This is a genomic window from Pantoea sp. GCM10028869, from assembly GCF_042666835.1.
In the GTDB taxonomy this organism is placed as follows: domain Bacteria; phylum Pseudomonadota; class Gammaproteobacteria; order Enterobacterales; family Enterobacteriaceae; genus Pantoea; species Pantoea leporis.
Genome location: NZ_JBHTGO010000007.1, coordinates 41,176 through 60,827 on the forward strand (window position 1 = coordinate 41,176; position 19,652 = coordinate 60,827).

The 19,652-nt window shown below is 55.4% G+C and carries 19 protein-coding genes and 4 tRNA genes; 6 read left to right on the plus strand and 17 right to left on the minus strand.

Annotated features, from left to right (window positions below):
- Positions 1-18 precede the first annotated feature (18 nt).
- From yigB to ACFQW4_RS17790, 6 genes are all read right to left on the minus strand, one after another.
- The gene (gene yigB / locus ACFQW4_RS17765) at positions 19-735 is read right to left on the minus strand and encodes a 5-amino-6-(5-phospho-D-ribitylamino)uracil phosphatase YigB (RefSeq protein ID WP_377726455.1); all 717 of its coding nucleotides are present in this window, start codon (positions 733-735) and stop codon (positions 19-21) included.
- A complete protein-coding gene (gene xerC, locus ACFQW4_RS17770) occupies positions 735-1,643 on the minus strand; it encodes a tyrosine recombinase XerC (RefSeq protein ID WP_110867922.1) in 909 nt (302 codons plus the stop codon). The genes yigB and xerC overlap by 1 nt, the downstream gene beginning before the upstream one ends.
- Positions 1,640-2,344: a DUF484 domain-containing protein gene (locus tag ACFQW4_RS17775; protein WP_101763756.1), complete on the minus strand. Its 705-nt coding sequence runs from the start codon at positions 2,342-2,344 to the stop codon at positions 1,640-1,642. The genes xerC and ACFQW4_RS17775 overlap by 4 nt, the downstream gene beginning before the upstream one ends.
- Entirely contained in the window at positions 2,341-3,165 is an 825-nt protein-coding gene (gene dapF, locus ACFQW4_RS17780; RefSeq protein ID WP_377726457.1) for a diaminopimelate epimerase, read from the minus strand. Before dapF ends, ACFQW4_RS17775 begins: the two co-directional genes overlap by 4 nt.
- A 29-nt stretch (positions 3,166-3,194) precedes the next feature.
- Positions 3,195-3,398 (minus strand): lipoprotein, encoded by a 204-nt coding sequence (locus ACFQW4_RS17785; RefSeq protein ID WP_101763757.1) that lies wholly within the window; start codon positions 3,396-3,398, stop codon positions 3,195-3,197.
- 134 nt (positions 3,399-3,532) lie between these two features.
- Positions 3,533-6,094, minus strand: a complete 2,562-nt coding sequence (locus ACFQW4_RS17790; protein ID WP_101763758.1) for a class I adenylate cyclase — start codon at positions 6,092-6,094, stop codon at positions 3,533-3,535.
- A 316-nt stretch (positions 6,095-6,410) separates the two neighbouring features.
- On the opposite strand from ACFQW4_RS17790, the gene hemC reads away from it, so the two are divergent.
- From hemC to ACFQW4_RS17820, 6 genes are all read left to right on the plus strand, one after another.
- Positions 6,411-7,352 carry a hydroxymethylbilane synthase gene (gene hemC / locus ACFQW4_RS17795; protein WP_101763931.1) on the plus strand — a complete coding sequence of 314 codons (942 nt, stop codon included), beginning with the start codon at positions 6,411-6,413 and terminating at the stop codon, positions 7,350-7,352.
- The gene (hemD, locus tag ACFQW4_RS17800; protein WP_101763759.1) at positions 7,349-8,089 is read left to right on the plus strand and encodes a uroporphyrinogen-III synthase; all 741 of its coding nucleotides are present in this window, start codon (positions 7,349-7,351) and stop codon (positions 8,087-8,089) included. The genes hemC and hemD overlap by 4 nt, the downstream gene beginning before the upstream one ends.
- Before the next feature lie 23 nt (positions 8,090-8,112).
- A complete protein-coding gene (hemX, locus tag ACFQW4_RS17805) occupies positions 8,113-9,243 on the plus strand; it encodes a uroporphyrinogen-III C-methyltransferase (RefSeq protein ID WP_101763760.1) in 1,131 nt (376 codons plus the stop codon).
- Positions 9,244-9,245: 2 nt separating this feature from the next.
- Positions 9,246-10,442, plus strand: a complete 1,197-nt coding sequence (gene hemY, locus ACFQW4_RS17810; RefSeq protein ID WP_192236887.1) for a protoheme IX biogenesis protein HemY — start codon at positions 9,246-9,248, stop codon at positions 10,440-10,442.
- 160 nt (positions 10,443-10,602) lie between these two features.
- A complete protein-coding gene (locus tag ACFQW4_RS17815) occupies positions 10,603-10,971 on the plus strand; it encodes a DUF6516 family protein (RefSeq protein ID WP_101763762.1) in 369 nt (122 codons plus the stop codon).
- Positions 10,968-11,345 (plus strand): MarR family transcriptional regulator, encoded by a 378-nt coding sequence (locus ACFQW4_RS17820; RefSeq protein ID WP_101763763.1) that lies wholly within the window; start codon positions 10,968-10,970, stop codon positions 11,343-11,345. The genes ACFQW4_RS17815 and ACFQW4_RS17820 overlap by 4 nt, the downstream gene beginning before the upstream one ends.
- Before the next feature lie 565 nt (positions 11,346-11,910).
- Here ACFQW4_RS17820 and ACFQW4_RS17825 read toward each other — a convergent pair.
- The 11 genes from ACFQW4_RS17825 to rfbA all read right to left on the minus strand — a co-directional run bounded on the left by ACFQW4_RS17825 (position 11,911) and on the right by rfbA (position 19,637).
- Positions 11,911-11,987 (minus strand) — tRNA-Pro (locus ACFQW4_RS17825).
- A gap of 37 nt (positions 11,988-12,024) precedes the next feature.
- Positions 12,025-12,111 (minus strand) — tRNA-Leu (locus ACFQW4_RS17830).
- Positions 12,112-12,127: 16 nt separating this feature from the next.
- A tRNA-His gene (locus ACFQW4_RS17835) sits at positions 12,128-12,203 on the minus strand.
- Between the two features lie 90 nt (positions 12,204-12,293).
- A tRNA-Arg gene (locus ACFQW4_RS17840) sits at positions 12,294-12,370 on the minus strand.
- A gap of 159 nt (positions 12,371-12,529) precedes the next feature.
- The gene (gene wecG / locus ACFQW4_RS17845) at positions 12,530-13,264 is read right to left on the minus strand and encodes a lipopolysaccharide N-acetylmannosaminouronosyltransferase (protein WP_101763764.1); all 735 of its coding nucleotides are present in this window, start codon (positions 13,262-13,264) and stop codon (positions 12,530-12,532) included.
- 28 nt (positions 13,265-13,292) lie between these two features.
- Entirely contained in the window at positions 13,293-14,636 is a 1,344-nt protein-coding gene (gene wzyE / locus ACFQW4_RS17850; protein ID WP_192236885.1) for an ECA oligosaccharide polymerase, read from the minus strand.
- Complete coding sequence (locus ACFQW4_RS17855) at positions 14,633-15,703, minus strand: TDP-N-acetylfucosamine:lipid II N-acetylfucosaminyltransferase (protein WP_377726463.1); 1,071 nt, start codon at positions 15,701-15,703, stop codon at positions 14,633-14,635. Before ACFQW4_RS17855 ends, wzyE begins: the two co-directional genes overlap by 4 nt.
- Entirely contained in the window at positions 15,700-16,953 is a 1,254-nt protein-coding gene (gene wzxE / locus ACFQW4_RS17860) for a lipid III flippase WzxE (RefSeq protein WP_377726465.1), read from the minus strand. Before wzxE ends, ACFQW4_RS17855 begins: the two co-directional genes overlap by 4 nt.
- On the minus strand, positions 16,953-18,083 hold the full coding sequence (rffA, locus tag ACFQW4_RS17865; protein WP_377726467.1) for a dTDP-4-amino-4,6-dideoxygalactose transaminase: 1,131 nt from the start codon (positions 18,081-18,083) through the stop codon (positions 16,953-16,955). The genes wzxE and rffA overlap by 1 nt, the downstream gene beginning before the upstream one ends.
- Positions 18,080-18,778: a dTDP-4-amino-4,6-dideoxy-D-galactose acyltransferase gene (gene rffC, locus ACFQW4_RS17870; RefSeq protein WP_377726469.1), complete on the minus strand. Its 699-nt coding sequence runs from the start codon at positions 18,776-18,778 to the stop codon at positions 18,080-18,082. The genes rffA and rffC overlap by 4 nt, the downstream gene beginning before the upstream one ends.
- Positions 18,756-19,637, minus strand: coding sequence for a glucose-1-phosphate thymidylyltransferase RfbA (rfbA, locus tag ACFQW4_RS17875; protein WP_137384905.1), 882 nt, complete (start codon positions 19,635-19,637; stop codon positions 18,756-18,758). Before rfbA ends, rffC begins: the two co-directional genes overlap by 23 nt.
- Positions 19,638-19,652 lie beyond the last annotated feature (15 nt).

A 19,652-nucleotide genomic window follows, 5' to 3' on the forward strand; every position in this document is an offset into this window, starting at 1 on the left:
TATATTTACATGTGTGGATTATAGCAGCGAGGTCAGAGATGCCAACCGATCAATTTCAACGTGCGGCAGCAAACGCGCATCGTCGATCTTCATCAGATTGCCTTCACGCAAATTGATCCAGCAGGCTTGCATGCCGGCACGCAGCGAACCGGCAACATCGGTGGTGAGATCGTCGCCGACGTGCAGAATGTGCTGCGGTGCGATGTTCAAACGCTCAGCGGCCAGATGATACATATCCTGCCACGGCTTGGCGCGACCGTGCGGACCGGCACGCAGCGCGAACTGGAAGTGATGATGGATGCCGAGCTTTTCCGGACAGGCATTGCCGTTGGTGATCGCCACCAGCGGCACACGCTCGCCCAGCCACGTCAGCGTTTGATGCGTCTCTTCCGGCATATCGACTTCACTACGCCACTGATGGAAGACGCTCATCACGTCGCTGGCACCGGCGGCGGCTTCCGCTTTGGATAAGCCGACATTGAGCAGCGCCAGCTCCACCGAGCGACGACGCCATTCAGACACGTCGTGATAAATTTCCGGCTCGCGCGCCAGCAACTCATTGCGCAGCGCCTGATAATCCGCCGGGGTGAATTCTCGCAGCGCCGGATGATACGCCTGCAGCGCAGCGTGCGATTCGGCAGTGGTTTTGCGGATGACGGGATGGTTGTCATACAGCGTGTCGTCGAGATCAAAGGTGATTGCTTTGATCGGGCCGAGCGGACGATAAAACTTCATTAAGACTTTCCTCGTTTGGCACGCGGATGGGCCGCATCGTAAACCGTCGCCAGATGCTGGAAATCCAGATGGGTGTAGATTTGCGTGGTCGCCAGATTGGCGTGACCGAGCAGTTCCTGTACCGCGCGCAGATCGCCGCTTGATTCCAGCAAATGCGTGGCAAAAGAGTGGCGCAGTTTATGCGGATGAATATGGCTGGCAACGCCTTGCTTGATGCCCCATTCGGCAAAACGCTTCTGCACGTTGCGCGTCGAAATCCGGCTGCCGCGGCTGGAGACAAACACCGCATCATCCTGCGGCGCAAAGCTAGCACGCAGCGGTAACCAGTGCTGAATCCAGGTAACCGCCGTGCCGCCAATCGGTACGCGGCGCTCTTTGCTGCCTTTACCCAGCACCCGCACTTCACCTGCCTCCAAATCCATGTGGCGACAATCCATATTCACCAGCTCAGACAGACGCAAACCGCCGCCGTACATGGTTTCCAGCATCGCGCGGTCGCGTACCGCCAGCGGATCGTTGAGATCGATCTCCAGCAGTTGGTTAACTTCGTCGACATCCATGTTTTTCGGCAGATGGCGCGCATTACGCGGCGTGGATATGCCTTTGGCGGGATTGGCGCTCAGCATGCCCTGATGCACTTGCCAGTCGAGAAAACTGCGCAGCGCCGACATGCGCAGCGCCAGACTGCTGGCGCCTAAACCGCCCCGCCGGCTGCGTGCCGCCAGGCTGCGCACCTGCGCCGGTTCCAGCTGCGACCAGCTCGTCAGCTTCATCTCATCGGCCATTGCTATAATCGCCTGCAATTGCCGTTGGTAATTCTTTTGCGTCAGCGGACTCAGCTGGCGTTCGACCTTGAGATAACGCAGAAAGCCATCCACGGCCGGCAGCAGCGGACTGACGTGACTCATGCGCGTTCAATCCAGCGTGACAGCAGATCCGGCAACATTTGCGCCAGATGCTGCAGCAGCAGCGTGCCCATGCCCGCCTGATAATGCTGATTATCGCGGCTGGTGAACATTAATATGCCCAGCTCGCCGCGTTCGCCCATCAGCGACATCGCTACCGAGCCAATCGCTTTGGCCTGCGGCAACAGCAGTAGCAATTCCGGACCGTTCAGGCTGCCGAGATAGTGATGTTCATTGCCGAAGCGCTGAATGCGCAGCGGTTCGAATGCCTGACGTGACAAGCCGAGCTGGGTGAAATCAGAGGGTGCGCCGATGTGCCACTTGTCATTGAACACGCGTACGTGTGCGCCGGCCAGACCCAGTTCGCGCGCCCAGCGGTGCAGACGCGTTAGCATCTCTTGCAAGCTGTCGGCGGCGGCGAGATGACCTTGCAGCGCCAGCAGGCGATCAAACAGCTGATGGTTGGCGGTAGCCTGCTCCATCAGCAGCGTGATCTCCTCTTCTAACTGCTGGATGTGGTTGCGCTGCCGCGCCATATGCCACTCCACCAGCGAAACGCTGCCGCGTACCGGATGCGGCACCATCATCTGTTCAACCTGGCGCGCATTGCGAATAAAAAAATCGGGGTTTTGACGCAGAAATGCGCTTACCGATTGATCGTCCAGCAAAACCTCGCTTTCGGTTTGCTCTTCGACATTTTTCATAGATGAATAAACCCATCGTAGACGTGTGTGGCTGGACCGGTCATAAACAGCGGTTGCCCTTCCCCTTTCCAGGCAATGTGCAGCGTGCCGCCCGGCAAATCGACGCGGACATTTTCCGCCAGAATGCCCTGCTGAACACCGCAGGCGACCGCCGCGCAGGCGCCGCTGCCGCATGCCTGGGTTTCGCCTGCGCCACGTTCATACACGCGCAGACGGATGTGTTCACGATTGACCACTTCCATAAAGCCGACATTGACGCGCTCCGGGAATCGCTCGTGGCTCTCCAGCTCTGGGCCCAGCGTTTCCACCTGCGCGGTTTTCACGCTTTCTACCTGAATCACGCAGTGCGGATTGCCCATCGATACCGCACCAAACATCACGGTTTGCTCGGCCACACGCTGCAAATATAGGTTCTCTGCTTTATTCGCGCGGAGCGGCACGCTTTGCGGTTCGAAGTTGGGTTGACCCATATTGACGCGCACCAGCTCATCATTGGTGACGCTGAGCACCATGCGGCCAGTTTGCGTGCTGACACGAATGTCGCTTTTATTGGTCAAACCTTTCAGACGCACAAAGCGGGCAAAGCAGCGTGCGCCGTTGCCGCACTGCGCGACTTCGCTGCCATCAGCGTTGAAAATGCGGTAATGGAAATCGAGATCCGGATCGTAAGGCGGTTCAACGATCAGTAGCTGATCAAAACCGATCCCCTGATTTCTGTCCGCCAGGCGGCGAATCAGTTCCGGCGAAAAAAAGACGTTTTGCGTCACAGCATCCACAACCATAAAGTCGTTGCCGAGACCGTGCATTTTTGAGAACTGCATTTTCTGCTCCGCCGGATTACTCATAGAGTTTAGTTGGCCTGCGAACCAGGCTTGCTGGTGACCAAACCACCGACATCAGCATCCTGAGCCGCTTTTTGCTGCTGCGCGGTGACCTGCTGTTTCGGCTTGTTTGGCTGATCTTTCGGCGGGAAATACAGCGGTCCTTTTAGGCCACAGCCTACCAGGCTGACCAGTGCCAGCGCCATACCCAGTTGACTCATCACTCGTATCATTCTGTCTGCTCTTCTGTCCTAAAGCCATGGTTGCTTATCATCGCAGTTGACGTTGTAAAAGCAACAGGAAATAGCCGCATTTCCTGCGGCAGGTCAGAGTAACAGCGCATCCCGCCGCGCGAACGCGGGCGGGATCAATGCATTTGGTAGCGCGGCTGGAAGTCGCCGTTGTCGTTGTCAGGCTGGGTAGCGCAGAGCTGCGTCAGCGTTTGGCTGCGGAAAGGAATCACCTGGAAACGTTCGCCAGTGTTCACAATTTGGTAGAACTGCGGCAGGTTAAAGTTGATAAAGCTGGAGCCGTAAGTAAAACGGTCATGCGACGATGAGTAGAATCGACTCACGTCACGCACCAGCTCTTCTTTACTGCCTTCGCAATGGTGATAAACCTCAACGCGATTGGTTTCGTCGAGGATATAGATGTTGAAGCCGCGATCGTCATTAGTATCTTCAAAGAAGAACTGAATGATGCCTTCGCTGGCGTAGCCGTTCACCACCGGCGGCAGCGGCGTCTGGTTCGATTCCACTTTAATCGACAAGCCATGCAGCTTGTTGTTAGAAATCGCGCCATAAAATTCCACGGCGTTTTCCAGCTTCTGCACTGACACGCTCATGCGTTCGAAGAATAAGCCCCAGGTTTGGCCCGCCATGCGTAACGCTTTAAAGCGGCCCGGTTCCTGACGCGTGCTCGACAGACGCAGCTCAATGCATTCCGAAACCAGCTGCTGCACGCGAGTACGAATTAAACCGCGCAGATGCTGGCTGTAGCAGAATACTTCTACCGTATCCGGCGGCGCTGCATCCTGATGCATTTTGCCGAGAATGGTTTTCAGCGCCTCAATCATCGCCTGCTCGCCATTGAAGTGCAGCGTACGCACTTCATTCCACGAGTTGCGATAGAGCAGATCGATGCTGCCAATCAGACATTGCTGCTGCTGACCGAAGCTGAACACATCCAGCTTACGGAAATCAAAATGCACCACCTGATTGCGGAATGCGGAGGTAGGATCGTGTTCCAGGTTAACGATAATCGCTAAGTGACGAATTTCGCACGGGCTGTAGAGCGCTTTGGGCGTCGGTGCTGGCACGCGCAGCGGGAAGTGGCTCGACACATCGTTAACCAGTTCCTGCAGACGCGGTAGATCGCACAGATCGTTGCCCTTCATATGCAGACGCGTTTTGCTGGTCAGCAAACCGTTAAACCACGCCCACGCCACCAGCTTGTTCAGATAGCGATTATATTCCAGCGGCTGATGGCTGATGATGGAACTCATGTCCGGCGATTGGTTATACAGATACCAACCGGCGCGATTAGCGCGGCCCGCCGGGACATGAATAAAGGTCAGATTCTCTTCCGAGAGATCGGGCGAAATCTGCGGGTTCACTAAAGTGACTTTACCCGGCAGCGCCTCGAACGCGGCATACAGTTTACGCGTCAGCACGCCGATATCCTGCGGGCTGGCGCTGACGCTTAAATTGTTGCGACGCGCAAAGCGAATCAGGTTGCGATAGCTCTGCATCATCGCATCCAGCAGCTCGTTGTGCGCTTCGCGTACCCGTTCGATTTTCCACTGCGCGCGGTTATCCAGTACCGCTAACTTCTCTTCATCCCAGCCCCACTCTTTAACCAGCTGCGATAAGATCTCGCGCCGCCAGCCGGTGCGCTGATGATGGTGATCTTCGCTCGAGAGCTTTTCACACACTTTTAAATAGAAACATCGACGCACTAAATCGAGGCGCGCCATGTCATCAACGCTGGTGAGATAGCGCGTCACGCGCTCCAGCATCATGCAGTAAGGATCGAGACCGAAGGAGACAATTTCGCCGTCGTGCAGGCGCTGCTTGATGTCCATCGACAAGAGCTGCGTGTCAGGATATTCCCAGCTGTAGGCTTCCAGCAGCAGGGTTTTCAGCACCGCTTTATACGGCGAGTCGATACTTTTATACAGCTGCCACAAGCTGGCACCGAAGTACTCTTCCGCTGACAGCGTGCCAAGGCCGCCGAGATCCAGCCACTCATTCGGCGTCAGCACGCCTTGTGAATAGAGCGACATGACGTAATCGTCGTAATGGTGCTCCTCTTCGCCAGGCACCATATTCCACAGGATGCGTTTACCCGCCATACGCACGGCGGTACGGTAGAACTCATCCAGCAGCAAAATATGTTGGGTAGAACCGCAGTCTTCACCGCCGAGGCTACCGCTTTCGTTATGGCGGAAACGGTTCTCGTCAATCAGGAAGAAGCTGACTTCCACACCCATCGACACACACCATTTCTGCAACAGCGTACACTTACGCTGCAGATTGAGGCGCTCTTCATTATCCAGCCACGATTGGTGGCATACCCAGATGTCGAGATCGGAAATGCTGTTTTGCCCAACCGACGAGGTGCTGCCCATTGAGTAAATGCCGGTAATTGGACGTTCGCCCGCGACGGCGGCGGTGAGATCGAGTGGTTGTCCGCCCGCTAAGTTCTGCAGCAGCTGGAATTGATTTTCATCGGGCGTGTAAAGGCAGACGCCATGCGGAACGCTACCTTCGAGGTAGCCCGGCATCAGCGGATGATGGTAGTGCAATAATGTTGGCAGCAGACTGTAGACTTGCTGGAAAGCAGGCCCCATGGCAGCCAGTGCGCGATCTACACGCAGCTGGTTAATCGCATCCAGTCTCTGTTTCAGTGTCTCAATGTAGAGGTACAAGACGTTTCGCCTGATTGTCCCAGTGTTAAGCACCCTGTTTCCGCATTCTGCCGCTTAATAATAAAGATATCGGGCAATTAATTACTGGAAACGTGATCAATCTAACACCCGGAGGATTGACCGTAAAGAAAGTTGCGCTACTTAACAGTTTAGCATGTTCCGACCGTAGCCCTGCTTTTTTCAGACTTCGACACAAAACTGCGACCCGCAAGATCCAGGCGCAGTCTGACATCGCGGCCTTTTCAATCCGTTGAAACTGACAGCATTCCCCTATCAATGATAGGATATTCGATGAACGATCAAAATGGTTAACAGCATGTTAAACAAAATTTTCAGAATTGCTACCAGACAAAGTCCCCTTGCTTTGTGGCAGGCACAATATGTCCAACAGCGTCTGATGGCGGCTCATCCGGGTCTGCAAGTTGAGTTGCTGCCGATGGTCACCAAAGGTGATGTCATCCTTGATACGCCACTGGCAAAGGTTGGCGGCAAAGGGCTGTTCGTTAAAGAGCTTGAGCTGGCAATGCTGGAAGGCCGCGCCGATCTCGCCGTGCACTCAATGAAAGATGTGCCGATCGATTTTCCACAAGGCCTCGGTCTGGTGACCATTTGCGAGCGTGAAGATCCGCGCGATGCTTTCGTCTCCAATCGTTACAACAGTGTTGATGAGCTGCCGCAAGGCGCGGTTGTCGGGACGTCCAGCCTGCGTCGCCAGTGCCAGCTGAGCGCCCGTCGTCCGGATTTAGTGATTCGCTCGCTGCGCGGCAACGTCGGCACGCGTCTCGGCAAACTCGATGCCGGTGAATATGACGCCATCATTCTGGCGGCGGCCGGTTTGAAGCGTTTAGGTCTGGAAGATCGCATCCGTCAGGCAATGCCTGCCGAGATCTCCCTGCCCGCCGTGGGTCAGGGCGCCGTCGGCATTGAATGCCGCGCAGATGATGAGCAATTGATTACGCTGCTACAGGCGTTGAATCACGACGATACCGCCGTATGCGTGCGCGCCGAACGCGCAATGAACACGCGGCTGGAAGGCGGTTGTCAGGTGCCTATCGGCAGCTTCGCGGTGCTGGAAGACGATCAGCTGTGGCTGCGCGGATTAGTTGGCTCACCGGACGGCAGTCAAATGGTGGTCGGCGAGCGTCGCGGTCCACGCGATCACGCCGAAAGAATGGGGGTTTCGCTGGCCGAAGAGCTGTTGGATGGCGGCGCGCGCGACATTCTGCGTGAAGTGTATCAAGGTCAACCGCCAGTATGACCATCCTCGTGACCCGCCCGGAACCGGCCGCCACTGAACTGGTCTCGCGTTTGCGCAGCCTGGGCAAGCTGGCATGGGGCTTCCCGCTGATTGAATTTACGCCGGGTCGCGATCTTATCCATTTGCCAAGCCAACTTGCGGCGTTACAGCCAGGCGATCTGGTGTTTTTACTGTCGCAGCAGGTCGTTACTTTCGCCGAGCCCGCTTTACAGCAAAGCGCGACAACATGGCCTGAAGCCCTCAACTATTATGCTATTGGTCGCAGCACCGCTTTAGCCCTGCATACCGTCAGTAATCTCAAAGTAGACTATCCTCATGCGCGGGAGACCAGCGAAGAGCTGGTGCGCCTGAACCGTCTGCAGCAGGTGAGTGGCAAACGCGCGCTGATTCTGCGCGGCAGTCCGGGGCGCGAGTTGTTGGCAGAAACGCTGATTGAACGCGGCGTTGAGGTGCAATACTGCGAGTGCTATCAGCGCTGTGAAAAGCACTACAACGGCGCGACTGAAGGCCGACGCTGGCGCGATCGCGGCATTACAACGCTGGTGGTAACCAGCGGCGAAATGTTACAACAACTCTTTTCTCTGTTTCCGCCAATTGATCGTCGGGAATGGTTACTGCACTGTCGGCTTGTGGTCGTCAGTGAACGTTTGGCTACGCAAGCCGCTGAATTAGGCTGGCAGGACATTGATGTAGCCGATGGTGCCGATAACGATGCGCTGCTGCGCGCGTTACGCTGAACTTAACAATGGGATGAGCCATAATGACGGAACAAAAAGCCTCCTCCGCCATGGTTGAAGAAACCACCCCAGCGGACAATTCTCCCTCGCCAGCAACCAAACCACCTCGCGATAAAAAAGGCGATGGCAAGGTGCTGAGTGCCGTGGCGATTGTGATTGCGCTGGCGATTGGGGCGGGACTTTACCTTAATGGGAAACACCAGGCCGATTTACAGGCTCAAACTAACCAGAATCTCAGTGAGCAGCTGAGCGCCTTGCAGCAGCAACTGGGCAGCGACAAACAGCAGCTGACGCAACAGCTGGATAGCGCCAACAGCGCCTTACAGCAGGCGCGCACGCAGCAGGATAACAGCGCAAAAGAGCTGGAAACCCTGCGTGATAAAGTCGCTACCATCTCTGGAAACGACACGCGTACCTGGCTACTGGCGCAAGCGGACTACCTCGTCAAACTGGCGGGCCGCAAACTGTGGAGCGATCAGGATGTCACTACCGCGGCAGCGTTACTGAAAAGTGCTGATTCCAGCCTGGCCGACATGAACGATCCGAGCGTGATGAATGTGCGTCGTGCGCTAACGCAGGACATCAGTTCACTCTCCGCCGTCAGCCAGGTTGATTATGACGGCACCATCCTCAAGCTTAATCAGCTGTCGAACGGCGTCGATAATCTACGCCTGGCCGACAACGACAGCGATGATTCGCCTATGGACGCCGATGGTGGTGAACTCTCCAGTTCGCTGCACGAGTGGCGTCAAAATCTGGTGAAAAGCTGGCATAACTTTATGGATGATTTCATCACCATCCGCCGCCGCGACAACACCGCACAGCCGCTGCTGGCACCGAATCAGGACGTTTACCTGCGCGAAAACATTCGTTCGCGCCTGCTGATTGCGGCTCAGGCCGTACCGCGTCATCAGGATGAGATCTACAAACAGTCTATCGATGCGGTATCAACCTGGGTTCGCGCCTGGTATGACACCAACGATGCCGCCACCAAAGCCTTCCTTGCACAGCTGGATGAATTGAGCCAGCAAAGCATTTCAATGGATGTGCCGGATACGCTGGAAAGCCAGCCGCTGCTGGAAAAACTGATGCAAACTCGCGTACGTAATTTGCTGGCTCAGCCATCGGTTGCTGCTGATCAACAAGGAGGCTAACCATGCTGAAAGTATTGGTGCTTTTCCTGCTGCTGATTGCGGGCATTGTGGTTGGACCGATGGTAGCCGGCCATCAGGGCTACGTGCTGATCCAAACCGACAACTGGAACATTGAAACCAGCGTAACCGGCCTGGCGATCATCTTGATCCTCAGCCTGCTGGTGATTTTGTTGGTGGAATGGATTCTGCGTCGCCTATTCCGTACCGGCGCACGCACACGCGGCTGGTTCACCGGCCGCAAGCGCCGTAGCGCGCAGCGTCACACGCAAAGCGCGCTGATGAAACTGGCGGAAGGTGACTTTAAACAGGCCGAAAAACTGCTGTCGAAAAATGCCGACCACGCCGATCAGCCAGTGGCAAACTACTTGCTGGCTGCCGAAGCGGCACAGCAACGCGGTGACGAAATCCGTGCTAATCAGCATCTGGAGCGCGCTTCTGAGCTGTCGGTGAATGACACGATTCCGGTTGAAATCACACGCGTACGTCTGCAACTGGCGCGCAACGAAGATCATGCGGCACGCCATGGCGTTGATCGCCTGCTGGAAGTCGCGCCGCGCCATCCGGAAGTGTTGCGTCTGGCAGAACAAGCCTATATTCGTACCGGCGCATGGGGCGCATTGCTCGACATTCTGCCTGCGATGCAGAAAGTGCAGATCAATGATGAAGCACAGCGCGATGCCTTGCAGCAGCAAGCCTGGCTGGGCCTGATGAACCAGGCGATGGCCGATCAAGGCAGCGACGGTTTGAAGAAATGGTGGCAAAACCAGAGCCGCAAAACGCGTCAGGAAACCGCCTTGCAGGTGGCTATGGCAGAACATCTGATTGAGTGTGACGACCCGGATACCGCACAGAGCATCGTGCTGGAAGGTCTGAAACGTCAATATGACGATCGTCTGGTATTGCTGATGCCGCGCATCAAAAGTGGCGATCCGCAATCTCTGGAGAAAGCATTGCGTCAGCAGATTAAACAGCATGGCGCCACGCCGCTGCTCCATAGCACGCTGGGTCAGCTGCTGATGCGTCATGGGGAATGGCAGCAGGCAGCAGAAGCGTTCCAGCAAGCGCTGGCGCAGCGTCCGGATGCGTTTGATTATGCCTGGCTGGCCGATGTTTACGACCGCCTGCATCGTCCGGAAGACGCTGCCAAAATGCGTCGTGAAGGCCTGCTACTTACGCTGAAGACCAATCCCAGCGCCTGATTTTACGATTGTTACTTTTGTGCACGCCGGGCTTGTCCCGGCTTTTTTTTGCCTGCAATTTATCGCTAATCAATATCCTGATCTGTTTCGATCATTACCGTGTGGGTCTGATGAAATTTTACACAGCAACATTGATTTGTTATGATTGGGTCATAAGTATATGGATGATGAAGACTACGGATTAAATACGCTGATCGACATGGATGGATATCGATTTACTTATGAGAGCGGATATTGGTGGAAAATTGAGGTTCGTAAAGAAGCACCGTCGAAGTTCAGGCCGCATGGCATAAGGTACAATCTTACCTTCCATAACAATTACAACACCCGCATCTTCGGCATAGATAACGCTCATGCCATTAAGCCGCCGAAGAGAGGTTTTTCAGGTAAATGGACGGTTTATGACCATTTGCATAAAACCTCTGTTGATTCTGGGCAGCCCTATTTCTTTGTTTCGGCCAGCCAACTGCTCGAAGACTTTCTGGAAAATGTAGACAAAATCATTGGTGAAAAAGAGGGTAAATCATGAAAGCGCTCATCGGCATTATTTCTCCAGAGAATATGCGTAATCGAATAATGAGCATTGCGAGTGGGCAGTACAAACCTGAGGCTGATGAACCCAAAGTTTGGTTTGCGTCCGTGAACGCGATTGCGCAGGTGCTTAGCAATGAGAACATCCTACTTCTCAAGCTTATGCACGAGCGCAAACCTCAGACCGTTACAGAGCTGGCGGAGCTTTCGGGACGTCGAGTCAGTAATCTGTCTGCGACACTGAAAACGTTGGAAGGTCACGGCTTTGTGAGCCTGAAGAAGATAGGCAAAAAAAAAATTCCTACCGCACTTTTCACTGAGTTCGATATACGCGTGACCAGTGAACTCATCGCAAAACCCGAAGCGGCTTAACTGAACCTTGCGTTCCGAAGCCGAATCTACCCTTCGCCATATTACAGACAAAAAAACACCTGCCATAAGCAGGTGTAAGATCAGGTCGTTAAGACAACTGATGGCATCCGACTCAACGTAATGTCCTTCTTACTGCAGTAAAGCGTGCGCAAATACTGCCAGGCTGGACAACGGATGCCGTAAGGGGCTCTGCATCATTCCCAGGTTTATGTAGCATCAGCAAACATAAGAGGTGGAATGAGCATCTACAGGTAGATTATTGCACAAGACGTGCCAAAGTTGCAGCACGTGCAATAAGCTAATTAATATCAACAGGATATAGTCCCTGCCACAATCCCGGTGTTAGCCACTGTCGGTAAAACGCGACGATCATTCAATAAGCTGTCTCCGCAGAACGACAAGCTATGCAAGGAATTGTCATGCCCATATAAATCAATGATTTATATGTATCTAAATAGCGACAATGTGCGGAATTACGCTCAAAGGAAATGATGGGAAGAGTTGAGAATATGAATGGCGGATACAAACGAAAAAAGCCTGCTTTTTCAAGCAGGCTTTTCGAATATGGTCGGCGAGAGAGGATTCGAACCTCCGACCCACTGGTCCCAAACCAGTTGCGCTACCAAGCTGCGCTACTCGCCGATTTTTTACTTCTTTAACGCTACAGCGTAATTTTGCCTGGTGCGAAGGGAGGGACTTGAACCCTCACGTCCGTAAGAACACTAACACCTGAAGCTAGCGCGTCTACCAATTCCGCCACCATCGCGTGACCGAGCAAAATCTGGGGTGGCTAATGGGACTCGAACCCACGACAACTGGAATCACAATCCAGGGCTCTACCAACTGAGCTATAGCCACCATAATTCTGGTGCGTAAGCGTGTTTCGCTTACTAATTCACTGCATAACGCGGTCTAACCAACCACCGAAGCTCTTGCGCACAAACTAAATGGCGCGCCCGACAGGATTCGAACCTGAGACCTCTGCCTCCGGAGGGCAGCGCTCTATCCAGCTGAGCTACGGGCGCGTAGCGCCGTTGCGGATGGGCATACTACGGGCTTGACCTCATACTGTCCAGCCCTTTTTTAGAAAAAAAACGCGTTTGATTACGCTTTGTGCATTCCATCGATAATTACAGCAGTTTGAGGCGCTTACCCTCTCATTTTCGCTGGAAAAACCAGCAATTTCAGAGGTCGCCCCGCCAATGGTAGCGTAAGTATTTCAGCAGCTTTAATTGGCGACGCAGACGCGAAGGCTGACGAATAAGGCGATAAAGCCATTCCAGTCCGGACTTTTGCCACCAAACGGGCGCGCGCTTAACGTGCCCAGTAAACACATCGTAAGTGCCACCAACGCCCATATAGAGCGCATGCGGCCAATGGGCGCGGCAATCACGCATCAACAGCTCCTGGCGCGGCGAACCTTGCGCCACCGTGACAATCTGCGCACCACTCGCGGCGATGCGGGCAAACAGCGCGTCGCGCGCTTCAGGCGCAAAGTAACCATCCTGACTGCCAACGATATTCACATTCCACTGTCGGCGCAGCTTGTCGCAGGTTTCCTGCAGCACCGCCTGACGTCCACCAATCAGAAACACCGGAATGCCGCTACGCCCTGCACTCTCCATCAACGCTTCCCATAAATCCGCGCCTGCAATGCGGTTCACCTGCAGCTGAGGATACTTCTTACGTAGCGAACGGACGATGCTGATGCCATCCGGATATTTGAACTCAGCCTCAGCGATCAGTGCGCGTAGCTGCGCATCTTCTTCCAGCGTGAGCATTTTCTCGGCATTCATCGCCACCAGCGTGCCGCAACGCGGTTTACCCTCGGGCAGCAGAAAGCGCAGAAAGCTCGCCATATCGTTGAAGGCGTGAAGATCGACTCCGCGCAGGCTATAGCGCGGCTTATCGGTTTCCATGGTATGAATTTCCCGTTGTGCCCAAAGGTTAAGAAGGGCTGTGTAAAACCGGCTCGCTGCGCGGACGAATCAACCCCGCGCGCGCCAACAGCCAGTAAAGCAATTTAGCCGCCCACATACAGGCCGCAAAAATCAGACAAAAGAACACCACGCGCGAGCCGAAAGCATCCAGCCCTTCACGCGCCAGCACGATCATATTAAACACCGCGCCGAAGCAGAAACTCTGCAAAATCGCCCCGCTGTAACGATTGCTGGTATCGCGGCCATAAAGATAAAGGTTATCGAAGCCTTTCATCAGCAGTCCGACAGCCACCGCACCGATTGGGATAAACCACACGCCGCCCATCACCACCAGCGAACCCAACAGCGTGGGCGAGATCGCCAAGCCGGAATGGTTGTTCAGCACTTCCCAGGTAAAGTAGTTAGCGCTGTTGAGAATGGCTGTTGGACGTCCCGGCCACATCCAACTAGGAATGAACACGTAGAAATCGCGCCAAATCGGTGCCAGCCCCTGAAAATCGATTTTGTCGTAGTTTTGCAGCAACAGCGCCAGATTTTCCCACGGCGAGAAGGTGTCGCGCGTCAGATAAAGGAAGGTATAAAACGCTTCATCGCCCACTACGTCGAGGTTATAGCGACGCAACGCCAGCCAGAACATACCGCCAATCGCCATCACACCGGCGCCAACCAGCATCCACAGCGTGATCCAGCCGCGCGTAATGCCAATAAACAAGAACAGCGCGAACGCGATAATGATATTGGCGCGCGTGCCGCCCACCAGCGCGTAGGTCAGCAAGCCAAATGCCACCGACACCAGCAAAAACCACAGCCACTGACGCTGGGTTGGCTTGAGGAAGTAGCGAATCAGCATCGCCGGAATAAAGAAGTAGAAGAAGCGTTTAAGCGCCACGCCGGACACTTCGCTGGAGAAGATCTGGTTGTAAGCCGAAAGCCGGAACAGCAGCAGGCCGTTGTGCATAAAGAACACCGTCACGGTGCCAATTGCCACCAGCGCCAGCAGCAGACAGGTCAGATGGGTTTCAACCCGGTTCATCTGCAGCCAGGGTTTGCGCGCAGGCGCATTGGCCGGCCGCAGCCGCACCTTGTAGCTAACGTAATAGATGGCATAAAAGCTGGTAGCGGCCAGCAGCGCCTGCAGCAGATATTCCGGCGGCACCACCGCCACGTTAAAGCGGAATACCAGCACGCTGGTCAGCGGGAAGCCGAAATAGAAGGTCAACAAAAACAGAATGGTGAAGAACAGGTGGAAGTTGAAGCGCACCCGTTTAAATTCCCGCCAGGTTAGGGTCAGAATGAAACCCAGCGAACACAGATAAACCACCAGCAGACCACTAAACTGCATCAGGCTCATGTTCTCTCCCTTTCACTCAGGGTTAGCGCGTCGCGCCAGCCTGCCAGATAGCCGGGGGCAAAAAAGGCAATCGAAGAGTGATCGCATTGCGCTAATTGCCGTTGCGCTTCGGCCACGCTGGCGCTATCCAGCGCATCTTCGCTAAACAGCACCGGCAAACCTTGCTCGCTAAGATCGCGCCAGAACGGATTTTTGCGGTTCAGCACAAACGGAATATTGGCCTGAATCAGCAAGCAAAGCGTACCAATGCCTTGCTGGCGCTCGAACATAAAATAGCCGAGCTGGCAGCGGCTAAGCAATGTCAGATAGGCATCAAAGTCGATCTTGTCGCGCAGCAGCGTCACTTGCCCCGCCGGGAACAGGCGCTGTGCGGCGGCGGCAATCTCATCGATATAAGCGTGATTATTCTGCGGATAACCGAGCGGCACGACGATTTTCACCTGTTCACCAAACTGGGCTCGAATCGCCTCTAAACCGGCAATGTGACGATTACTGCGATCGCCGGAGTTACCGAGCAGAATAGTGAAATCGGGGCTTTCCACTGGCGCAGGCAGCGCCACGTCCGGCATGCGCGTCGGGAAATAGAGCAGCGAGGCGGGAACGCGCGGATGACGCTGCTGGAAATGGTGCAAATCACCGCGCGTCGCAAACACGCGCGCCACGCGCCCTTGCGCCATTCTGCGCAGCAGATAAAACAGCTGATACTTAAGGCCGCGCCCTTCTTCGTAGAGATCCGCGCCCCATACATGCCAGAACGCCTGCTGACGACGCAGTTTGCCGCTCAGCAAGGCCAACCAAATACTGGGATTAAACTGGCCGTGAAAGAAGAAGCGCTGCGAGCGATCGGCAGCACGCGTCACCACCGCTTGCGCCAGCGCATGCTTGCTGGCAAAGGTTTCAATCTGCAATGAAGCATACGCTTGCAGCGTTTCGGGCGCGCTGGATACCACCATAAACTGACGCGGGGCAGCGCCTGGCAGCTCGGCGCTCATTACGTCATTAAAGAAGCGCAGCACCGTATGATTGTGATGCGGGATATCCGATCCCAATACGTGAAAAGTCGTCATTTTTTCCGGCAATAAATCATGAAGGCGCCACAACACAGGGCGAAATAGAGAACGTAGGTTGCCATGTAAGCCTGCGCGGCTCCAGCGGTACCGTGCAGCGGAATCAGCCAATGGGAAAAACCGGTCAGCAGCGCAAACTGGCTGATTTCCGTCAGAATATAGAAGCGCAGTGACGCTTTGGCGATCACCAGATATCCGAAAACATAGGCGCCGACTTTAAACACATCACCACACAACTGCCAGATGAAAAGGTCACGCATCGCGCTGAACTGCGGCGAAAACAGCAGCCAGATAGCGACATCGCGCAGCAGCCATACGCAGAAACTGGCCGCTGCGACGGCAGGTAACACAAAGCGCAGCGCACGCCCAATCTCACGGGCGACTTGCGGTTTCTGCTCCAGCCGCGCCAGCGTGGGCAGCAGCCAGACGCTAAAGGTGGCGGTGATAAATTGCAGGTAGGCATCGGAAATACTGGTCACGCCCTGCCATAAACCAACCTGCGCCCAGCCTTGCTGCTCGGCCAGCAGATTTCGCATCATCACCCACGCCACCGGCAAGGTGAATGAGGTGATCAGCGCCATCAGCGTAAACTTCGCCAGATTGCGCGCCAGGTCAGGATGCCAGCCTGGCATCAGCCAGCTCAGCGGCAGCCGATCGCGATGGCGACGTAGCATCAGCAACGCCGGAAACACCAGCAGCGCCGGCACCAGCGCCAATCCCACTAACGCACCAGCATAGCCGCCCAGCCACCAGCACAGCACATAACCCAGCACGCCGACGATACTTCCGGCAATCAGCGCCAGCGCATTGCCGCGCGCATCGCGGAAGCCCTTCAGCAACGCCAGCGTCAGATTGGCCCAGGCAATACCGAGCTGTAGAAAGGCAACAATGCGCACCACGTTGGCATATTCAGCATGACCAAACAGCGCCGTGCTGATGGGCGTTGCCGCCAGCAAAAACACCAGCGCCAGCAGCGTTGAAAAACCGAGCACAATCGCCGAAGCCGTGCCGGTCACCGCGCGCAGTTGTTGTGGCTGTTGCTGATGTTGCGCGACTAACGTAGTGACGCCGTTAAAGATGCCCGCGCCCGCCAATACGCCGAGTACAGTAATCAACTGGCGGAAGTTACCGGCTTGCCCGATCCCTTCGGGTCCGAAGCTTATCGCTAACAGTTTCACCACCAGCAGGCCAGCAACGATTTTTACCAGCGTGGAAGACGCGGTCCAGACTGATGCTTTTGCTAATGACATCAGGCAAAGAAACTCAGCAGCGAACTGATCACCGTACGCTGGTTGTTATCCGATAAGTTGTAGAACAGCGGCAGGCGCAGCAGGCGCTCGCTTTCACGCGTGGTAAAGGCATCATCACCGTGGAAGCGGCCAAAACGTTCACCCGCTGGCGACGAGTGCAGCGGGATGTAATGGAACACCGTGAGGATTTCCGCCTCTTTCATCCAGTTGATCAGCGCCTGACGATCGTCGCTGTCGCGCAGCTTGATGTAGAACATATGTGCATTGTGGCGGCAATTTTTTGGCACTACCGGCAGCTCAATACGGCCGGCAGCAGCCAGCGGCTGCAGCGCATCGTAGTAGCGTTGCCACAAACGCAAACGCTGCTGATTAATTTGCTCCGCCGCTTCCAGCTGCGCCCACAAATAGGCCGCCTGCAAATCCGCCATCAAATAGCTGGAGCCAATATCGCGCCAGGTATATTTATCTACCTGACCACGGAAAAACTGGCTGCGGTTGGTGCCTTTTTCACGAATGATCTCGGCACGATCCACCAGCTTCGCGTCATTGATTAGCGTTGCGCCGCCTTCACCGCCGGCGGTGTAATTTTTAGTTTCGTGAAAGCTAAAGCAGCCAATGTGACCAATGGTGCCGAGCGCGCGTCCTTTGTACCGCGACATCACGCCTTGCGCGGCATCCTCGATAACATAGAGTTTATGCTTCGCCGCCAGCGCCATGATGCTGTCCATCTCGCAGGCCACGCCCGCGTAATGCACTGGCACGATGGCGCGGGTTTTCGGCGTGATCGCCGCTTCAATCAGCGTTTCATCGATATTTAGCGTATCGGGGCGCACATCGACAAACACAATGGTCGCGCCGCGCAGCACAAAGGCGTTGGCGGTGGAGACGAAGGTGTAGCTCGGCATGATCACTTCATCGCCAGGCTGCAGGTCAATCAGCAGCGCCGCCATCTCCAGCGACGCGGTGCAGGATGGCGTCAGCAGCACTTTTTTGCTGCCGAAATGCTGTTCCATCCACTGCTGGCAGCGGCGAGTAAAGCCGCCATCGCCGCACAGCTTGCCGCTGGCCATCGCCGACTGCATATATTCAACTTCGCTGCCGACAATCGGCGGCGCATTAAATGGGATCATGAGGCTTTCCTGTAGAACCAGTAAGCGGTGCTTTCCAGCCGCGCACCGCTGCGTAAATAGAGGCGCAACGCCGTGAGATTGCTGAGCTGGGTCGCCACGCGCAGATGCGTTAGCTGACGTACGCGGCCCCAGTCGGCGGCGGCGAGCAGTAAGCGCTGGCCGACGCCGCAACCTTGTGCGGCGGGCAATACCGCCAGCAGACCGATGCGCATGTCGCCGTCCACTTCGCGCATCGAGACGAAACCTTGCAGCGCGCCCTGCTCATCGCAGGCCACCAGACATTGATTATCAAAGGTGCCGCGCACCGCATTTTCAATCCACTGCGCGTAGAAACGTCCGCTGTCCGCCGCAGCAAACCACGGCGCGCGGAAGCGACTTAGGCTAAACGCCTGCGCAGCCGCTTCACGCAGTGCCGGGATTTGTGCTTCCCGCGCAATGCGCACGCCAACTTGCCGCTCGGTATGTTTGATGCTGAGGGAAAGGTCAGCTTCGCCTTCCACTAACTGAAAACCATGCTGGCTCAGCGCATCGATGGCATCAACGCGTTCAGCGGGCACCTTCACTTGCCACAGCGCATACGGCTGCTGAAGGGCCTCGGCCAGCACCAAATCGCCATCCAGCGATAAGCGCACGCTGTTCTGACCGAAGAACTCATTTTCCCATGTAAGGGGATCAATATTGACGCGGACGGGCATTGTGAACATCCAGCAGATACTGGCCGTAGCCGGTTTTGGTTAGCGCCTGAGCCGCGGCTAAAAGCTGGGCATCGCTCAGCCAGCCGTTACGCCATGCAATCTCTTCCAGGCAGGCAATTTTAAAGCCCTGACGTTTTTCCACCGTCTGCACAAACATACTCGCCTCAATCAGGCTGTCGTGCGTGCCGGTATCCAGCCAGGCAAATCCGCGCCCTAGCAACTCCACCGCCAGCTCGCCCTGATCGAGATACATTTGGTTGATGGCGGTGATTTCCAGCTCACCGCGCTCGGAAGGTTTCACCTGTTTGGCAAACTCCACCACGCGATTATCGTAAAAATAGAGGCCGGTGACCGCCCAGCGCGATTTCGGCTGCTGCGGTTTTTCCTCAATGGAGAGCGCGTTAAAGTCGTCATCAAACTCCACCACGCCAAAACGCTCCGGATCCATCACCTGATAAGCAAAGACGGTCGCGCCGCTGCTGCGCGCGGCCACTTTCTTCAGCTTGGGGCTGAAACCCTGGCCGAAATAGAGATTGTCGCCCAGCACCAGACAACAGTGATCGTCACCAATAAAACTTTCGCCAATGATAAATGCCTGCGCCAACCCATCAGGACTGGGTTGTTCTGCATAGGTTAGCTGAATCCCAAATTCACTGCCGTCGCCCAGTAAGCGTTCAAAATGGGCGCGATCTTCTGGCGTGGTGATGATCAAAATTTCGCGAATCCCTGCCAGCATCAGTACCGACAGCGGATAGTAAATCATGGGTTTGTCATATACCGGCAACAGCTGTTTCGAGATGGCGCGGGTAATCGGATGCAAACGCGTGCCCGAACCTCCGGCTAAAATAATGCCTTTCATCGCTGCTCCTTCTGA

Bases quoted from the DNA above. Each gene is read 5' to 3' on its own strand.
- wzyE (WP_192236885.1), bottom strand. From the start codon at position 14,636: ATGAGCCTGATGCAGTTTAGTGGTCTGCTGGTGGTTTATCTGTGTTCG.
- hemX (WP_101763760.1), top strand. From the start codon at position 8,113: ATGACGGAACAAAAAGCCTCCTCCGCCATGGTTGAAGAAACCACCCCA.
- ACFQW4_RS17855 (WP_377726463.1), bottom strand. From the start codon at position 15,703: ATGACGACTTTTCACGTATTGGGATCGGATATCCCGCATCACAATCAT.
- xerC (WP_110867922.1), bottom strand. From the start codon at position 1,643: ATGAGTCACGTCAGTCCGCTGCTGCCGGCCGTGGATGGCTTTCTGCGT.
- rffC (WP_377726469.1), bottom strand. From the start codon at position 18,778: ATGCCCGTCCGCGTCAATATTGATCCCCTTACATGGGAAAATGAGTTC.
- dapF (WP_377726457.1), bottom strand. From the start codon at position 3,165: ATGCAGTTCTCAAAAATGCACGGTCTCGGCAACGACTTTATGGTTGTG.
- rfbA (WP_137384905.1), bottom strand. From the start codon at position 19,637: ATGAAAGGCATTATTTTAGCCGGAGGTTCGGGCACGCGTTTGCATCCG.
- wzxE (WP_377726465.1), bottom strand. From the start codon at position 16,953: ATGTCATTAGCAAAAGCATCAGTCTGGACCGCGTCTTCCACGCTGGTA.
- yigB (WP_377726455.1), bottom strand. From the start codon at position 735: ATGAAGTTTTATCGTCCGCTCGGCCCGATCAAAGCAATCACCTTTGAT.
- ACFQW4_RS17815 (WP_101763762.1), top strand. From the start codon at position 10,603: ATGGATGATGAAGACTACGGATTAAATACGCTGATCGACATGGATGGA.
- hemY (WP_192236887.1), top strand. From the start codon at position 9,246: ATGCTGAAAGTATTGGTGCTTTTCCTGCTGCTGATTGCGGGCATTGTG.
- ACFQW4_RS17820 (WP_101763763.1), top strand. From the start codon at position 10,968: ATGAAAGCGCTCATCGGCATTATTTCTCCAGAGAATATGCGTAATCGA.
- rffA (WP_377726467.1), bottom strand. From the start codon at position 18,083: ATGATCCCATTTAATGCGCCGCCGATTGTCGGCAGCGAAGTTGAATAT.
- wecG (WP_101763764.1), bottom strand. From the start codon at position 13,264: ATGGAAACCGATAAGCCGCGCTATAGCCTGCGCGGAGTCGATCTTCAC.
- hemC (WP_101763931.1), top strand. From the start codon at position 6,411: ATGTTAAACAAAATTTTCAGAATTGCTACCAGACAAAGTCCCCTTGCT.
- ACFQW4_RS17785 (WP_101763757.1), bottom strand. From the start codon at position 3,398: ATGATACGAGTGATGAGTCAACTGGGTATGGCGCTGGCACTGGTCAGC.
- ACFQW4_RS17775 (WP_101763756.1), bottom strand. From the start codon at position 2,344: ATGAAAAATGTCGAAGAGCAAACCGAAAGCGAGGTTTTGCTGGACGAT.
- hemD (WP_101763759.1), top strand. From the start codon at position 7,349: ATGACCATCCTCGTGACCCGCCCGGAACCGGCCGCCACTGAACTGGTC.